The sequence below is a fragment of the Mesorhizobium norvegicum genome (assembly GCF_004919685.1).
Classification (GTDB): Bacteria; Pseudomonadota; Alphaproteobacteria; order Rhizobiales; family Rhizobiaceae; genus Mesorhizobium; species Mesorhizobium norvegicum.
In genome coordinates, this window is sequence record NZ_SMYZ01000073.1 from 15,697 (window position 1) to 32,416 (window position 16,720).

13 protein-coding genes and 1 pseudogene are annotated in these 16,720 nt (G+C 59.7%); 6 read left to right on the forward strand and 8 right to left on the reverse strand.

Going from position 1 to position 16,720, the window contains the following annotated elements:
* Window positions 1-2 precede the first annotated feature (2 nt).
* Both FCU66_RS28615 and FCU66_RS28620 read right to left on the reverse strand, forming a co-directional pair.
* Window positions 3-524 (reverse strand): GNAT family N-acetyltransferase, encoded by a 522-nt coding sequence (locus tag FCU66_RS28615; protein ID WP_136620909.1) that lies wholly within the window; start codon window positions 522-524, stop codon window positions 3-5.
* Window positions 521-802 carry a type II toxin-antitoxin system TacA family antitoxin gene (locus FCU66_RS28620; protein ID WP_128174838.1) on the reverse strand — a complete coding sequence of 94 codons (282 nt, stop codon included), beginning with the start codon at window positions 800-802 and terminating at the stop codon, window positions 521-523. Before FCU66_RS28620 ends, FCU66_RS28615 begins: the two co-directional genes overlap by 4 nt.
* Before the next feature lie 196 nt (window positions 803-998).
* Here FCU66_RS28620 and FCU66_RS28625 point away from each other — a divergent pair, with 196 nt between their 5' ends.
* The 4 genes and pseudogenes from FCU66_RS28625 (at window position 999) to FCU66_RS28640 (ending at window position 5,596) form a co-directional block, all read left to right on the forward strand.
* A complete protein-coding gene (locus FCU66_RS28625; protein WP_136620929.1) occupies window positions 999-2,021 on the forward strand; it encodes a DUF1403 family protein in 1,023 nt (340 codons plus the stop codon).
* Between the two features lie 121 nt (window positions 2,022-2,142).
* Window positions 2,143-2,774: pseudogene (gene scpB, locus FCU66_RS28630) on the forward strand (SMC-Scp complex subunit ScpB).
* 226 nt (window positions 2,775-3,000) lie between these two features.
* Window positions 3,001-3,657, forward strand: coding sequence for a hypothetical protein (locus tag FCU66_RS28635; protein WP_136620908.1), 657 nt, complete (start codon window positions 3,001-3,003; stop codon window positions 3,655-3,657).
* A gap of 28 nt (window positions 3,658-3,685) precedes the next feature.
* A complete protein-coding gene (locus FCU66_RS28640; RefSeq protein ID WP_136620907.1) occupies window positions 3,686-5,596 on the forward strand; it encodes a competence protein CoiA family protein in 1,911 nt (636 codons plus the stop codon).
* 335 nt (window positions 5,597-5,931) lie between these two features.
* Here the strand turns inward: FCU66_RS28640 and hxsA are convergent, their stop codons facing one another.
* The 3 genes from hxsA to FCU66_RS42675 are packed head-to-tail and all read right to left on the reverse strand — an operon-like array spanning window position 5,932 to window position 8,458.
* On the reverse strand, window positions 5,932-6,474 hold the full coding sequence (hxsA, locus tag FCU66_RS28645; RefSeq protein WP_136620906.1) for a His-Xaa-Ser repeat protein HxsA: 543 nt from the start codon (window positions 6,472-6,474) through the stop codon (window positions 5,932-5,934).
* Window positions 6,471-7,571 (reverse strand): His-Xaa-Ser system radical SAM maturase HxsC, encoded by a 1,101-nt coding sequence (hxsC, locus tag FCU66_RS28650; RefSeq protein ID WP_136620905.1) that lies wholly within the window; start codon window positions 7,569-7,571, stop codon window positions 6,471-6,473. The genes hxsA and hxsC overlap by 4 nt, the downstream gene beginning before the upstream one ends.
* Entirely contained in the window at window positions 7,568-8,458 is an 891-nt protein-coding gene (locus FCU66_RS42675) for a hypothetical protein (protein WP_342778213.1), read from the reverse strand. The genes hxsC and FCU66_RS42675 overlap by 4 nt, the downstream gene beginning before the upstream one ends.
* A 1,115-nt stretch (window positions 8,459-9,573) precedes the next feature.
* Here FCU66_RS42675 and FCU66_RS28660 point away from each other — a divergent pair.
* Window positions 9,574-10,947, forward strand: coding sequence for a PleD family two-component system response regulator (locus tag FCU66_RS28660; protein ID WP_136620904.1), 1,374 nt, complete (start codon window positions 9,574-9,576; stop codon window positions 10,945-10,947).
* 276 nt (window positions 10,948-11,223) lie between these two features.
* Here FCU66_RS28660 and FCU66_RS28665 read toward each other — a convergent pair whose 3' ends face one another.
* The 3 genes from FCU66_RS28665 to FCU66_RS28675 are packed head-to-tail and all read right to left on the reverse strand — an operon-like array spanning window position 11,224 to window position 14,538.
* Complete coding sequence (locus FCU66_RS28665) at window positions 11,224-11,718, reverse strand: Mov34/MPN/PAD-1 family protein (protein ID WP_136620903.1); 495 nt, start codon at window positions 11,716-11,718, stop codon at window positions 11,224-11,226.
* Window positions 11,715-13,394, reverse strand: coding sequence for a ThiF family adenylyltransferase (locus tag FCU66_RS28670; RefSeq protein ID WP_168992082.1), 1,680 nt, complete (start codon window positions 13,392-13,394; stop codon window positions 11,715-11,717). Before FCU66_RS28670 ends, FCU66_RS28665 begins: the two co-directional genes overlap by 4 nt.
* Window positions 13,387-14,538, reverse strand: coding sequence for a CBASS cGAMP synthase (locus tag FCU66_RS28675; protein ID WP_136620901.1), 1,152 nt, complete (start codon window positions 14,536-14,538; stop codon window positions 13,387-13,389). The genes FCU66_RS28670 and FCU66_RS28675 overlap by 8 nt, the downstream gene beginning before the upstream one ends.
* A gap of 125 nt (window positions 14,539-14,663) precedes the next feature.
* On the opposite strand from FCU66_RS28675, the gene FCU66_RS28680 reads away from it, so the two are divergent.
* Entirely contained in the window at window positions 14,664-15,674 is a 1,011-nt protein-coding gene (locus FCU66_RS28680) for a CBASS cGAMP-activated phospholipase (RefSeq protein WP_168992081.1), read from the forward strand.
* Window positions 15,675-16,720: the final 1,046 nt, after the last annotated feature.

The following is a 16,720-nucleotide window of genomic DNA, read 5'->3' on the forward strand; positions in this document are numbered from 1 at the left end:
GATCAAAGCCTCCCGCCACGGCGAAGCGCGGCCTCGAATGACGCCAACGGCAGGAATAACGACAAAGGACGATCCTCCAGACCCAGGGCGCCGTAGGATCGATACCATGCCGCCACACGCTCATTCTTGGCATCGATGAACATCAGTGTTCCGCCAACCTCGGCCGCTGCCCGAATGCAGCGCAACGCCGCGGCAAGCAGCAACTGGCCGCCCAGTCCCCCACCTTGGATCGACCGCGCCACGGCGAGGCGCGCCAACCGGAAGCCGCCGATCTCATAACGGCCGATGCCCTTGCGGAATTTCTCCGGCACGCGCTCGAACTCCGCAGCGGCGGGGCTCAGCGTGTAGAAACCGAGAATCGTTGCGTCTTGTTTTGCCACGGCAAGAAATGTCTTCGAGGCGCCCCGCTCATGGTTGCGACGCGCATGGACACGAAGAAATTCATTGAGGCCGGCATCGCCGCAATCGAAACTGTCGCGGTCGTGCCGGGCGACGGGCTCTTCGCCCCAGGGCGGCAGGTTCATAGATCGGCGGGCAACGCCCGCGCCGCCGCGATAAGCTTCTCGTTGGGGGCGGGCGGGTTCTCCAGCGCCTCCAGAACGCGCAGTCCGTCGCGTTCGGACAAAACGATCCGGTCGTTGCGCTTGATAATCTCGCGGGAGGCGTCGAGGACGGTGCGCAGGACAAAATCCGTTATCCCGGCGGCGCCCGCCAACTGCGTAGCGCGCAGGATCACCGCCTTGTCGGCGGGCTTGATGCGAAACGACATGCGCTGGCTGTCAGGGACGGCGGAGCGGGGCATAGGGCGAATCCTTCGCTTTTCTGAGGCTTGACTGTATGATTTCGGGGGCATGGCGTCAAGATGTACAGTTTCATGCGGTACATGTCAATAACGAACGATAATGCAACATTATCGGTCATTGTTCAACTACGACAAGCGCGGCGGTTTTGTGCATTCTAGCTTGCGGAAAGCGCCGCCAGGATTCATCCTGCGAATGATGATTCTGCGTCCCAAATCCTCTCCGCGCCACTACGCCACGCTTGGCGGTGCCCCTTCGACCGCGCCGATCGCAACGGTGCCGGCCTGGCTGCGCCGGGCCCTCCCCGATGCGCAAAGCCTTGCGGGGAAAGAGGTTGAGGACATTGCCATCACCGCCGGCGCGGCCATCGGCGCGCTCGATGCTGTGGTCCGCAGGCAGGAGCGATGGGCCGGCGCCTGGCGGCAGCGGCTGGCGCTTGCGGCGGCCGCGGCAACGGCGAAACAGGCCGGCCGCGTCGAGGATGAAAGCGCACTGCGCGATGCCGTGCTGCTCGCGCGACCGGGCGATTTTTTGTCCGTCGGCCCCGCCGGCCTTTTGCTGCTTGGCTGGCGCCGGCTGGCGGCCCGGCCCACAGAGGAATTGTTGACGTTGAAAAATCTCGCCGCGGTGTTGGAAGAGTTCGGCTACGCCCCGGATGATGAGGCGGTCAGCGATCTGGCGGATGATCTTAGGCAACTCGCGGCCGGCGCTGGCATGGTCGCAACGCTGACCGGCACATTCATGGCCGCCGAACGCCACGGCTTTGCGCGCGCCGTCGGGACCTGGCTCGCCGATGCGTTGTTGGCACAGCGGCTGGGCTGGCCACATGCGGTGCCGCTGCTGGGCGCCGAGGCGGCCTTAGGGACTAGCGCCCGCCCGCGTCGATCGGCAGCCAGCTCTGTGGCGACAGGCATTGAGACAGATCCTGAGCGTGCCAAAGGCCTGCTGGCCGCACAGGCGCGCGCCGCGCTGCGCGCCATTGATCTTTGCACCGAGCTCGAGCGCCGCGCGGACCGGCTGCTTGCCGTTGCACCGAAACTCCGGGCCAAGGCGGCGGACGTCGTCGTGGAAAAGCTGCTCTCTAACGACGCGTTCGTCGCCTCAGAACAAATCGCCGGCATGAGCGACCGCGGCCTGCGCCGGCTATTCGACCGGCTGGTCGAACTCGGTGCCGTGCGCGAGCTGTCGGGCCGCCCAACCTTTCGCATCTACGGGCTGTGACGACCATGGTGGAAGCGGTGCGCAGACGCGAAAGGATCGGCCAGATGACCGTCGATCAGCTGACCAGCTGTTTGACCGCGAACTGGATCACCTGCCGCCGGAGGCGCGCTGGCGCGAATGGATGAACCGTGTCGAAGCGACCATCTTCGCCGCCAACGAACCGGTCGGCCGCGAGACGCTCGCGCGGATCGTCGGGAAAAACTGCAGCATCGATCTGCTGATCGACGACATCCGCGAGGAGCTGCGCGGTCGACCCTATGATCTGGTCTCGGTCGCCGGAGGCTGGAAGCATCTCACCCGCCCGGCCTATGCCGATGCCATCCGCTGTGCAGTCGGCGGTAACGAACGCCCGGCAGACTTCACGCATCTGAAGTGCTGGTGCTGATGTGCATCGGCTACTTCCAGCCGATCACCCGCGCCGAACTGTCGTCTTTCTTCGGCAAGGAGATCAGTCGCGATTTTATTGGTCATCTGCGCGGTGCCGGCCTGATCGCTTCCGGTCCGCGCAGCCCAACGCCGGGCGCGCCCTACACCTATGTGACGACAAAAGAATTCCTGCTTGAGTTCGGGCTCGACACGCTGCGCGACCTGCCGGATTTCGAAGCGCTCGAGGACGCAGGGCTACTTTCCAAGGAGAAGCTGCTGGCAGGCGATATTCCGGCCGGGTTGGGAAGCGGGGACGACGAGGACGAGGAAGAGCCAAAAGCACAGATCGTCGAAGATGAAATGTCTCTGAGTGGCGGTCTCGGTTAGGGACTCGCTTTAGGGGGCAGAACATTTCAGTTCAAAAATCGATGGGATGGAAGGCTCTCTCTCCCGGTGCTAGGTGAGCGAGCTTGGCGTCCGCGAAATGACGGATAGGCGAGGCGGCCGATGCTGGCCGCGGATGCCGATGCCGATGATGGCCGATATTTTGGCCGGACTTCGCCGATTGGCGGGACTCAGCTAAGATAAGCAGGAAAAAGAGGCGGCTCCCAACATGGCTTCTGCGGAAATCGAAGAGGCACGCGACGCTGCGACCAGGCTGCGCGAGAGTCTACCGCCTTGCATCGATCCCGCGGCTTTTGGGGTGAAATCCAAAGCTCCATTCCAATTGATGTGCACACGAGAAGCGTTGATCTGGAGGAGTGAAGAGCTGGCGCGCAATGCGTGCGATGCGCTTGAGCGCGAGGATCTGAGCGTTGCCGCCTTGTTGACCCGCGCGCTCACAGAGAATGCAGCCCTGGTCTGGAAACTCTGGGAGATACTCACTGTGCGGCATACCCATTCGCCGCAAGAGCTGAACGACCTGCTGATGCGGCTGCTCGTGGGCTCGAGGAAATGGGCCGATGGGCCACAGGCCATGCAAATCCTGAGCTGCATTGACCGCATGGACAAGTCGGCGCCGGGGGTGCGTGCCAGCTACCACAGCCTGAGCGAAATCGCGCATCCCAATTGGTCAGGTGTTGCGGGTCTGTATTCGAAGCCAGACACAACACGGATTTTGACGGAATTCGGTCGTGGGCTGAGAGATACAAGCGGCATCGTCGAGATGATCGCCAATGCACTTGTGGGTTCACTCGGACTGTTTGAGGTCGCCTACAACCGCATATCCGAGGAAATGCCGGCGTTTTTGGCGGAACTTGAACCTCTCTGATCGAATGGAACACCACCAGGCTACCAACATGGATCACGAGCAAGCGCAGAAATCCTATGGCAGCGATCGAGCGCAACTCGTCTACGGAAAGCGCCCTGACGGGACATTCGCCCATATAGGCGACGTCGCGCGCGGGCTGGCTTGCGGCTGTGTCTGCCCGGCCTGCGATGGTCGACTGGTTGCCCGGCTGAAGGAGGATCACCGGGTGGCGCATTTCGCGCACCACGACGGCGAGGCCTGTGGCGGCGGGCCGGAGACAGTTTTGCATTTGCTGGCGAAGGAAGCGTTTCGCAGCAATCTGACGATGATGCTGCCCGGGCGAGCCGGGCTTGAGAACAAGCGCGTCGTGATGAAGCCTGCGCGCGAGGTAAAAACAGAATTCCTTCGCATGGAGTACACAGACCCCAAGAGGATCATTCCAGACCTATACGTGCGCGCGCTCGGTCATGATCTGTTCGTCGAGGTCGCCGTCACCCATTTCGCGGACGCCGCCAAGATACAGCGCCTCAAGAAACACAATATCCCCGCAGTCGAAATCGATCTGTCCAAGCTTCCGCGTGACTCGCTAAGGGATGCCATCAGCGAGGCGGTGCTGAAAACCGCAACGCGTCGGTGGCTTTATCATCCAGGCATCGAAGCTGCGCGGGTCAAGCAAGACGCGGATGAACTCAAATGGCAGCAAGAACGGGGCAGGCGTGAGGCTGCCGCCACGGCAAAGCACCGAAGCCGCATCGAGGAAACTGCGGCAGCATACAGACAGGTCTTGGCGAAACCGGTCGACCGAGACTTCGTTGTCCCACGCCAGGTTGAGCTTCAAGCGATCGGTCTTACAAAGTTTGTCGGCCGCGACGTCCCGGGCTTCGCCTGTTTCTCCGAACCGCCAGCCGTATGGCAAGCCATCATCCTGGCCGAGGTCTTTCATGATCGCTGCCTCGGCAACGCCCAGTGTAAACCCGTACCGATCGTCAACCATTTGGAAAAACGCCGGCTGATTCAGAAACCCTTTCTCCGTGTTTCCAGTGAGGTGGCGGATGACGCCACCGCGATCGAGCCCCGCTTTGCCCCGGCTTGGAAAGCGGTCGACAATTATTTGAAATATCTGCTCGGCGAGGGTGTTCTTACCCCACAAGGCTTCGGCGTCATACTCGCGCCGGCGTTCGCCAAACCATGGAATGCGAGGACCCTCGCTGAAAACCAAAGAACCGCTTTGATCCAGGAGACCGTGCAGCGAGTAGGGTGGATCCTTAGCGAGCTTCCCGAAGACGAACGTGCCGCCACAACGGTCGAGCGGTGGCTGCAATCGATCCACCAGGAATCCGGTTTGACCTATGACAAGGCACTGCGCTCGGAGGTCGAGGCTCCCAAGATCATCGGCGAAATCGCAACCATTGTGCAGATGCTGGAAGGAAACGGTCCTCTTTTCTATGGGAGTGCCGGGCTGCCTATCGGCAATGCGATTTCCCGCCGCAAAGCCAAGATGGAAGGACAGGCCGAAGTACGCCGCCAACGGCAGCTGCTGGAGGCAAGTCGCCTTCGTCACTCGCGGCGTGACCGTTTATGCGTCGATGCGGAAACGGAATTGAACGGCGAGGATCGAAGCGCGTTCCTGCACACCAAACGCGCGGACATGAACGACATGACGCCCGTGGAATACGCGGAAGACAGCGACTCCGGATTGACCCGCGCGCGGGAGGCTCTGTCGGTCTTTGTTAGGCAGCGCCGTAAGGAAGCCGAGGCCGCGGCCGAGAAAGCGTACTATCGGGACAAGATTCGCGAGCTGGCCGAAGCCCGACTTTCTCCCGCGGATGCGGTCGCGTTTCTAAGGGCACGCGAAGACGATATCGGGGGCCCGCTGCAATACGTCAAAGACGAACGGACGTTTCAGAAGGCCTGTGCGAGACTGACGCAATGGGAGAACCAGTTCGGAAGCCCGTTCTGAGGATGCAAGAGAAAGATGGTTATCGAAAAATACAGCAACCTCATACATATTGTCTGACATCAGACAATAAAAGTAACGGTTTTGTGTGATGTCCCCATCCCTCGAACAGCCGCAGCTGAAGCTACGCATGACCGCTTTGCGCCTCATCTCGATCATTCCTTCCGACTTACCCACCTGCCGAAAGCAGGCCGTTTGTGTTGGCCGTGGGATCAGTCTCGCGGTTTGCTAAAGCCAGCATCGTCGGAATTTGGTGGGTGGATCTATCCGCCGAAGAATGACGGGGGCGCCAGTGCGGGGTAGTCCCGCTGTTTGCTCACATGAATCGTTCGGTGAAATTAATCCGCTGTAATGCGCAAGGCGTTCAGTGTCTCCGGCGTAATGGTGCCTGTTACCTTCAGATTGTAATCCGACTGCATTTTCAGGAGCCCAGATCGCATCGCAGGGCTCATCTTTCCATCCAACTCGCCATTGTAATAACCGAACGACAGCATCGCGAACTGAACCTGGAGGACGATCTCCTTGAACTTGGCAGCGTTCCCGGGAAGCACGATCAGAGGTGCTGCAGCCGGCGCAGTGGCGGTCGGCGCCTGGTAGATTGGCGAGGGCGGTTGATACACTGGTGCCGGAGCCTGATAGACGGGTGCGGCCGGCGGGTAATAGGTGCCGCCTCCCGTAGAGGATCGATGGCTGCTGTGGGAGCTGTGGCTTGAGTGCGACCTATGCCCGGCCAATGTGAACTTGTGATCCAGCTTGAAAATGTCGAACAATGATTTCGACTTGCCTCCATCATTGAATGGAGCGATCGGCATTGCGGTGCTCTCGATTGGCATGAAGCCGGCTGCGAGCAACGACGGGATAGTAAAGAGCCGCTTTCTCATGTGACGCCGAACCTTTCATACCCATGCGCTTTCGGGTGCCATTCGAAGAAGCCGCCGCAATCGTCACGCAGTCCGCAACCAGCGCACTCCGAGACGTAGGTTCGCTTCCAGTCTGAAATCGTCGACGGAGCAAATGTTCTGTAGTTGGGCGGAAGAGTGCATAGTGGGAAATTATACAGCATGGCGTTGATTCCGCGGCTGATGGCGAGATCGAGAGCCTTTCCAACCGTGTCAAAACCTCTGGAACTGTCGAAGAACAACGAGTCCCAGTTCTGCCTGCCGTAGCCGATGTTCTCAAGCTGCATGATCGCCCACTTGTCGACGAACGGCAGCGATGTCGTCACGAACCCGGCCAGATCCGCCAGACCGGCTGCATTCGGCTTCATAAGCACCGTACGCAATTCGATTTTTGCGCCGGCCTGACAAAGGATTGACAAGCCTTCTCTGACTTTGTCGAACGCGCCCGGCTTTGCCACGATCCGGTCATGAACGTAATGGTCGCTCGAGTAGACAGGAACACCCCAAAGGACACGATCTAAATCCAGCTCGCCGAGCTTAGCCAGGTCATCGCCGTCAAAGTGTTGCGCGTTGGTCAGAACGTGGAAATCGATGTCGGGCCGCGCTGCTAGCATTCGTCCTAGGAATTCCAGTAGCTCCGATTTGAACAGCGTCGGCTCTCCGCCGGATAGACCAATCGTTGCGTTTTCTGGCGAGAGCAGGACTGCCGTCTCAAAATACGGGAACATGTCGACATGCTGCTTTTTCGGTGGCTGCGAGCACATCAAGCAAAGCTGGTCGCACCGTTCAGTGACCAGCAGTGTGTTGTGACGGGAATTTGCCCGGATAAGACGGTGTGCAGTCCCACGTCGAGGCACAACGAACAGCACGTCGCCATTTACATCACTGGCGTCTATTCCGAAGACCCGGAGGGTTCCCGCTCCGCTCGAAAAGTCTGCGCGTTCGCCGGTTGCGTAACCCAGCACGGCATCGAACGAGCTGAGCGTTGGCGTGTCGTGGGCAACGCCCTCGAAGGACCGGAGCCGAACCACATATGGATCGATCGCGTCAGTCTCGATTTTGAGGCGAAGCGGGATCATGCGTGGACCGGGACCATGTGATCTCCCCAGGACGGAACTCCGGCCCATTTGGCGACGGATTGCCGAGCTGCGTCGTCGCGACGCGTCATCACCTCTACGACTTTGTCGAATAGAGAAATATGCCGTCTGCAGAACCACGTCTCACTGCGAATGAGATCGATATGGCCGGCGCGCGACAAATCGTCGACAATGTCCGTGCCGCAAAAAGGCTGATAAACACAGTGGATGCAGTCGGCATCGAAATTGTTGATCGATGCACTATTTAGAAGCTGCACTTTCTTCTGGTCAACGCCGCCGGCCACCGTGCCGATCGACAGGTCGACACGCCCGATGCGCGACAACATCCGGGCTTCGTCCGTCGGGTACAACTGCCCATCATGGTCGACGACGATGTAGTCGGACGCGAAGAAATTCGGATTGCGAAGATCGACATGATCGTCGGTCCCTGATCGCAGAAATCGCCGCAGGCACTGGCTGAAATAGTACTCTTCCACGTATCGGCCGGTTCGGTGATTACGGTCTATGAGGAAATCGACGAAATCCGAATGGAGCGCATTCCATCGGGCGATCGCATTCGGTTCGTTTTTGCGGCGACGTGCAAAGCCTTGGTGGTTTATGGGTCGCAGATAGATCGACTGTATCCCGTAGTGCTCGAAGTTCTCTACCAGGTCTTCGAAATCTGGCGGACGCTCCACGTCGATGGTTGGTAGGGCGGACACCTTGCCGGGACCGAGGCGCCGCACAGTTTCAGCCATGTTTCCGAAGAAGGTGTCGGTAGCCAAGCCGTCGCCAGTGCGCTGCCGGGTATGCGTCTCGTGGTTCCCGTCCAATGACGTGCTGACGAACGTGTCCGGCTGATCAAGAAAGGCCCACTCCACCTCGCCCATGCGCTGGAGGTTGGTGCAACGACAAACTGGCTGCGCGGAAATTTCGAACGGGTGAAAGCCCGAATTTGCTCGAGGAGATCAACGCGAAGCAATGGTTCTCCCCCCTGGAACTCGATCTTGATGTCCGGGCCTTTCAAATTGCCGATGAAGTCGAGGGAGGCGTTCAATGTTTCGTTGGACCAGTCGAAGCCGCGCGCGGCCTCGGGGGCCCGGGAAACCTGGCAATAGCCGCATGTAAGATTGCAACGCAAAGTCGGGACGAGAATGAGATACGAGAGCTCTTGCTGCTTCGATTGCCTGCCCGCCCAACGATAGGCAAAGGATGTCCAATCAGGATCGCCTTCGCGTTCAAACGTATGTCCATTGCCTCGAAGAAATCTCAGGTCGTCGGGTGAGAGCGCATCGCGTGCGTATCTCCCTAGAAACTCGCCGCTTCCGAGAAAGAACCCACCGGCATCGTCGCTAAACAGGAGCGTTCCGTTCGGGAGATCTCTAAATTTGAGCGGCCACACGGTCATCTGGCGGTGACCGCCCCGATCAACGCATGTCGTAGCGGAAGCGTTTCCAAGTAAATCTTCTCACGATAGATGGCGTGAAGGACGTTCTTTCGCAGATCGTCTAGCCTGTCCGGCGGAAGCTCTTCTACCGCTACGCCCTGACTGGAGGCCGAAAACCGCAGCGACGGATACTGGACTTGTAGTCGCATTAACGCGCCTTCCACAAAACGCTGAAAGTCTTGTGGAATCTCGATTGTTGCCCGTCCTAAAAAGCGCGCCGCCCCCACGTACCAAGTCCTCCCGCCCAACAAATATACCCAAAACTCGAGTATGGGAATTAGTGCAGTTCAATTCGATTTTTCAGTGAGGACCGATATCACTGATGGTCGGGGTTGTTGCTGAGAGGACGGCAGTTTTGCGCCTTCTTTCGGCCATTGACGTAATCACTACCGCAGCCTCAAAGCTGACACCACGCGCCATGGCACTGGCAATCCTATTTTTGGAAATACGGCACGGGAGATGGTGGTAACACCTTGTTGGCCGAACGCACGTCTAGTGCTCGGTGTTTGCATCTATTGTAGTCGATAGTGTTAAATTAAACTCTAGTCCGGGCTTGTCATGACCGCGCGAATCCTCGTCGTCGACAGTATCTCTGCCAATGTGCGGTTGCTCGAGGTCAGGCTATTGGCCGAATATTTTGAGGTCCTGACGGCGTCCAATGAGTTTGATGTCATCGAGACCTGTGAAAACGGCAAGGTTGATGTAGTACTGCTCGACGTGACGATGCCCGACATGGACGCGTTCGTGGTCTGCAAGCGACTGAAGAGCGGTCCGGCGACTTCGCACATACCGGTGGTCATGATCACCGCGCTCGACCAGGTTTCGGACCGGGTGCGCGGCCTCGAGGCCGGCGCCGACGATTTCCTGACCAAGCCGGTCAATGATTTGCAGCTGATGACGCGGGTGAAGAGCCTGGTCAGGCTGAAGTCGCTGACCGACGAACTCCGTCTGCGCGCCTCGACCACCCGCAACATCGGCATCGAGGCGCTGTTGAGCCGTAGCTTCACGTCCGAGGATGCGACGCCGAAGGTGCTGTTGATCGACGAGCGCAAATCCTCCTTCGAGCGCATCCAGAAAATGCTGCGCGGCAGCGCCGAGCTCGACATTGCCACCGATCCGCATGCCGGTTTCTTCCAGGCCGCCGAGGCGCCGTATGAGTGCGTGCTGATCTCGACCGGTTTTGCCGACTTCGATCCGCTGCGGCTATGCTCGCAATTGCGTTCGCTCGACCGCACCCGCTTCCTGCCGATCATCCTGCTTGCCGAAGAAGGCGAGGAGGACCGCATTATCCGCGGCCTCGAACTCGGCATCAACGACTATCTGATGCGGCCGATCGATCAGCACGAGCTGATGGCGCGGCTGCGCACGCAGGTGCGCCGCAAGCGCTACAACGACCAGCTGCGCGCCAGCGTCACCCAGACCATCGAGATGGCGGTGACCGACGGGCTGACTGGCTTGCACAACCGCCGCTACCTCGACAGCCATCTGCAGACGCTATTCGACCGCGCCGTGGCGCGGCGGCGGCCTCTGTCGGTGATGATCACCGACGTCGACCTCCTGAAGTTGGTCAACGACACGTACGGTCATGATGCAGGCAGCGACGTCTTGCGCGAGTGCGCGCGCCGGCTGCACAAGAATGTGCGCGGTATTGATCTTGCATGTCTATACGGGGGCGACGAATTCGTCGTGGTGATGCCGGATACCAACTGTGCGGTGGCGGAAAAGGTTGCGGAACGCATTCGCGTCGAAATCGCCCAAATGCCGTTTTCCGTCGGCTATGATGGCAAAGCGATCGAAGTCACGGTCAGCATTGGCGTGTCCTCTATCTTCGTGGGGGCCGATACTGTTGCCGGATTGATAAAGCGCGCGGATATAGCCCTGTATGAAGCCAAGACTGGCGGCCGCAATCGCGTGATCGTCCATCTCGATTAATTTGTTCACGGCCTGACGATGTCGTGGACTTGACGCCTTTGTATATGCGGAAGTCAGTTGCGAGCGCTTAATCGAAACATAGGTAGTTCATTAATCTTCCACCCCGGTGGCCCGTCTTTAAGCTCGAGGGTTACGCCATCTTGACTATCAGAGGGTCTTGGGTTGGCGCGGGGTTGTGGGACAGCTGGCGCGGACATGTTGCTGTGGCTGGGTTCGACAGCCCGCCGGTCGAGCCGGATGACATAGCCTACGAAGGGCCCCTACGCGGGCAATTCTTCATGGCAGGCTCCCTACCGCGGCCAAGAATGCGCTAGGCTCGCTGTCCAGAGGCACGGCCTCCACAATCAAGCCGCGTTCGCCGACCCCCCACCAGAAGCTCTCCCATCCGCCAATCAGGAAGACCAACGGGTTGGAGTTCTTCTTCATGATATCGGCCCACGTCTGTCGATCGCGACCAGAAGGCGTAGGGTGGGGCTCGGGGTGAGTATGCCACTCACCAACAAAGGTTTCGGTCCTGCCGCTCGCATGCCATGCTTTCAGCGCCGCGGCTTGGTGGCCGGGATCCCGCCGGTCGAAGCAGTAGCGGCTGCGCAAATCGAGCGGCATCGGCACCGTGCACCCCACGACCTCGACATGGCTCCCACGATAGCTGCCGATCAGGATACCCCCGGCCTCGCTGCGCCGTTCATCACCGATAAGAAACGTGCCGATCGTGGCCAAGACCACGGGCGCAACCATCGCATAACGCTGTTGTGACCATCCGCGGATCACGAATGGTGCGCCCCGCAGGCCGGGCACTGGCCAAGCGGTCCTGGGGTTCCGCTCTTGGTGAGCCGTGCAAGACGTTCATCAAAAATCTGGGCCCGGAAATGGTGGAATGCGCCGCCATTCGACCAGTCGAGGACCATGTCGCATGCCATCGCAGCAGCCGTCACCGCACGGGTCACAGGAAAGGGCGCGAAGGCGGTGTCGCCGCAACCCCGTACGTTAAACAGTGCGACCTCCACGCCGGCTTTGAGTGTCGGGAACCGTTCCCCGCCGATCAGGTCTGTCTTCAAGCATTTGAAACACGCATGATCGGGTGAACCAGTAAGGATGGCCCGGGCTGCAGCCCCATTCCCGGCAAGCCACACGAACAGTACGGCCGGGGTATAAGGGCGGCCCTGGACCGCATGCGCGTTGAGCGCAATCGAAAACGCTTCCTCGCCGGTCGCGTCGATAACCAAGTCGTAGCTGCCACGGGTCAGGTCGTCCCATGTAAAGTCACGGTCACGCGCCGTCATGTCGAGTGGCGGCAGCTGGGTCTTGAGGAATTCCGCCACCCCAACCGCTTTGTTGCGGTCAATGAAAGGCACGCCGAGCACATGCCGGCCAAGATTGGCCGGGCTGAGCTTCTCGCTATCATAAAGGGTCAGGCCACCCTTTCCGGAGCCGCAACCACACTGCGCCAGCTGTTGGGCCAGAAACCCACCGATCGTGCCGCAACCGATGAGGGCGATGCGCGCATCGGAGAGGTTGTAGGCCCCACCCAGATTGCGACTGAAAACATGTGCGCGGTCAGCCAAGATACCGCCGGCCTGGTCGACTTCGACGTCCTTCGCGGCCTGCGCCAGGATGCGCGGCAGGGCGACGCGCCGGTTGTTCAGGAACTCCTTGGTGCGGAAACGTGTCGGCAGCGTCGCCCGATAATAGAAATGGCCGTTTTCGGCTGAGAGCACGACCGCGCGCAGCGAACCGCTGCCGGTCGCAAACAGGCGTTCGACCCTGCCGAGGGCTTCGGGCGCGGCGCCTTCAAGCCACTTGTTAAGCGCCAGCAACGAGGTCGGCGGCCACGGCAAGGCCGGGTCGACCGAAAGGGGACTGTCGATCCGGATCACCTCGACCCGTTCGCCATCGCTCTTGTCGACATGGCGCCTGCGGTCGCGCTCAACAAGCCACGATCGGTCGGTCGCGACGACCGGAACCGGATTACCATCGTCAACGAGGGTAATGTATTTGACAGTGGCCGGGCCCTCGTATCCGTCCGGTAGGTCGATATATGCGGCAACGGTGCCCCAGTAGGCTTGGAATTCATCGGCAAAATCGCCATCGGAGCGACCCCGGATGGCGTCACGCAACACGCGCTCGGCCTGGTCGAGGCACTGCAGGACCGTGCCGCCGGGATTGTAGCGGTCAAGGATGACAGCGCCACGGGCATAGTAGCACACTAGGTAATTGGGGCCGATGATATGCGGCAGCTTGCGCGCCGGTGCTTTCCACGAGGCATGCAACCGAATCGACGGATAGGTGACGAAATCAAGGTCCGTGACCTCGATATCGACAGGGATATCGAGGCCACCGGTGTCCAAAATTCCGGAGTACACAGACCGTTCCGGCAGCTGCCAGTTCCGTTTGAACCCCCGCTGGGTCAGGGCATCATGAACCCTAACGAGGCGCAGGTCAGCCACTCGTCGAGCGTCCGACCACGGGAGCGGCAACTTCCTTGCGCGGCTGGGACAGAATCGTCACGGTTGCGGTTTCGGCGATGGTCACGAGGTCAGGACGGTCCGGCAGGCGTTCACCGAAGATGAACACCATGTTGGCGACCGCGTCTTTGGCAACCGTACTGGTCGTCACCGCATGGGACAGGCGTGTATGGAACTCTTCCGCCTTGGATACGGCAAGCTTGCGCTGCTCGGCTGCCATCCGATTGAGGTTCTCCGAAGACACGGCCGGATTGGCAATGTCCTGGTTCAGGAGGGTAGGCAGCCTCTTGACGACCAGCAGGAGAATTTCGTCCTCGCGGCTCGGCAGCAACTGGCGGGTCTTCTCCTCAAAGGCCATGAAGGCGCAGGCCATCAGGAGGATCGAGGAGACGCTGTCAAGGTGCGGCTGGTGGTGGTCGCGCCAGGCCTTCAGGTAACGGCAAACGCGACGCAGCACTTCGCCATACGTGTCCACCGCCTCGAGGAACCAGGTGTGGATTTTGCGCGGATCCGAAACGATCCAGTCTTCCTCACGGTGGGCCAGCAAGACGGCATCTTCTGGCAGCGCGTCCCAACGGTCCGGCCGCTTCGCGTCCTCGGATGCGAGAACATGTTTGTTGACGCGCTCCTGAAGCTGAACAAATTCCGCATCCGGAATGGCGTAGAGCGGAACATCGACGTGCGCCGACTTGGAAATGATCAGGCGCGCACAGGTCGGCTTCCTGACGAAACGCCAGCCGTCGTGCTGGGCGGTGAGTTCGATCAGCGCCTGGTCGACGAACTGAAAGAACGCATCGGCCGCCACGGAGGGCTTGGATCGACCGACTGGCCCCGGTCCCTTCACGAAGGACATGGGCAGGTAGCAACCGTCGTCCAAGTCCTTCTGCTGCGGCGGCGTCCAAGCCGGATCGTTCAGCGTCTTATAGGCGTGGCTGCCCTGCGTGAAGAAGCGCGGCCTGATCGCCAACCCGAATGCAGCGACGCCGCCTTTTTCGAAGGCGGCGCGCAGGTGGTCGCGGATCAGTTGCCGGGCCAGGCGCAAATCGTCGTCCTCGGCCTTGATGTTGGTGAGAAAATGCGGTGCCGACGCGGTACTGGAGTAGAGAAGCTTCGAAACATTGGCCATAGAATTACCCGTCCCTTGAAATCTAGCAATCGAATCGTCATGTGGGAATCAGGGTTCGATTCTACTAGGATTCGCGACAAGAACAAAATCGGAACCGTGTGGAAAACCTTGGAGGGCGGAAAACCTTGCCGTTTCATATCCTCAGCTTGAGTGGCGGCGGCTATCGCGGCCTTTTCACGGTTTCTGTACTCGAACGACTTGAGCAACGGCTTGGACGGCCGATCGGCGAGTGTTTCGACATGATCGCCGGCACGTCCATCGGCGGCATCATCGCAATCGGTCTTGGGCTGGGAAAAACAGCCAAGGAGATCCTCGAAACGTTCGAAAGCGCGGGTTTGAAAATCTTCCCTTACCGCGCGCCTCCGCGGACGTTCCTTGGCGAGTATCGGGCCAAGTACGACATGTACAGCAGCGGGCCGAAGTATGATCCAGCCCCGCTGAAGGCGACCGTCGACAAGGTGGTTGGCGCCAATACCCTGCTTGGCGAAGCCAAAAACCGTCTGCTCATTCCGGCGGTGAACATGACCAAGGGCAGCGTCCAGATGTTCAAGACGCCGCATCACCCCAATTTCGTGATCGATCTGGTTCGCAACGCAGCCGAAGTCGCCATGGCGACGTCGGCTGCTCCGTTTTACTTCCCGCTGGCGTCGATGGGTGATAGTTTCTACGTCGACGGTGGTCTTGTCGCCAACTCGCCCGACCTCTGCGCGGTCCACGAGGCGATCAATTTTTGCGGCCAGAAAGCCGAGGACCTTCGCGTGTTGAGCATCGGAACCACCACAACCGGGTTTTCGCTTCCAAAATCCCTCGGAAGGTCTCTGTCTGGCAAGGACTGGCTGACCAACGAACGGCTGATCTCCACGATCATCTCCTCGCAGCAACAGATGGTTGATTTTATGCTACGGCATCAGCTGGGGGATCGCTATCTGCGCATCGACGCTCAGCCTTCGGCCGATCAGGCCGTCGACCTTGGCATGGACATCGCCACGCCTGACCGGCGGGCCACCCTCCTTGGCCTCGCCGAGGGCGAATATCAGAAGCATGCGGGCTCGTCCTTCATTGCCGCAGTGTTGGCTCATCGGCCCCCACCGATCGATTTCTCTTCGCAACTGGCCGCGGCGAAGCCTCGCGCCTAACTTTTTCACCAGCGTGCCAACGGCCGCGTGCGGTGCCTCTGCCTGGCGGGCGACTCCACAGCGCGAACCCATCCTTCAACTTCCCCGACGCGCCAGGGGGTGAGTTCCTGCCGCCGTGAGGTTTTGCGCAAACGCTCTGCAGAACCGTCAACACCTGATGCAATGTAGGCGCGGCCTATTTTGAGCCGGTTACACAACGGCAGCTATTTAATCGGCACTCGAGAGCCGCCCGTCCGCTTCCGGCCCAGTTGCGGTCATTTCTGAACTCCCACACTTTGGCTTTTCCGGCGCTAAACTGGCCTTGGGCGATGAATGCAAACGGTCAGATGTTCCCGGTCTGTGCTCGAAAAGTCGCATGATTGGCAGTCTGGTGTGACGTCCGGAATTATTTGGCATTTCACGGGGTTTACCAGTCCGGAATTATGGGTCGCTTGTGGGTGGCCTATGCGATTGAAAACAGGAGTGTTTTCTGGCTGAGGGTAGGGGTTTCCGATCCAAAGATCGGGTTTACCAATGGCCTCAATGACAGTTAATTATGGATTGGCATTAAGTGATTGGATTTGCGTAGAATATAGCCGCCCTTATTGGTAAACCCGCTCACGGTCGACAACGGATTGGTCAACCTCAAGACGACAGGATTGGTAAACCGGAGCAGCCCTTTCGACCAAGGTCCAGCTCTGCGCTTTCACTGTCGCCAGTAAGCAGATATTCGGGCGACAATCGGGAACAGCGTGCGACGCCGCCTGCACTAGCGTGAGACACGTCGGCCACGCCGCAAATCGACCCGGTTTGACCGGGCGCGCGCAATACCGACACGATCTTCTAACCTTGGCTTAATTCCGGAGAGAGACAGATAATTCCGGACGGCACACTGGAACCGTCTTGAAAACACCGGAATGCTCGCCACACGCGCCGACATATTTAGGTTCCGGTCTGCCTCGACGAGAGCATTACCGCTGTGTCGTTCAGATCGGGCGGCAATTTACGGCCATGAGATGACGTTCCCAGACAAGAAATGGGTCCTGTCTAACCATAAGCTTGAGCTC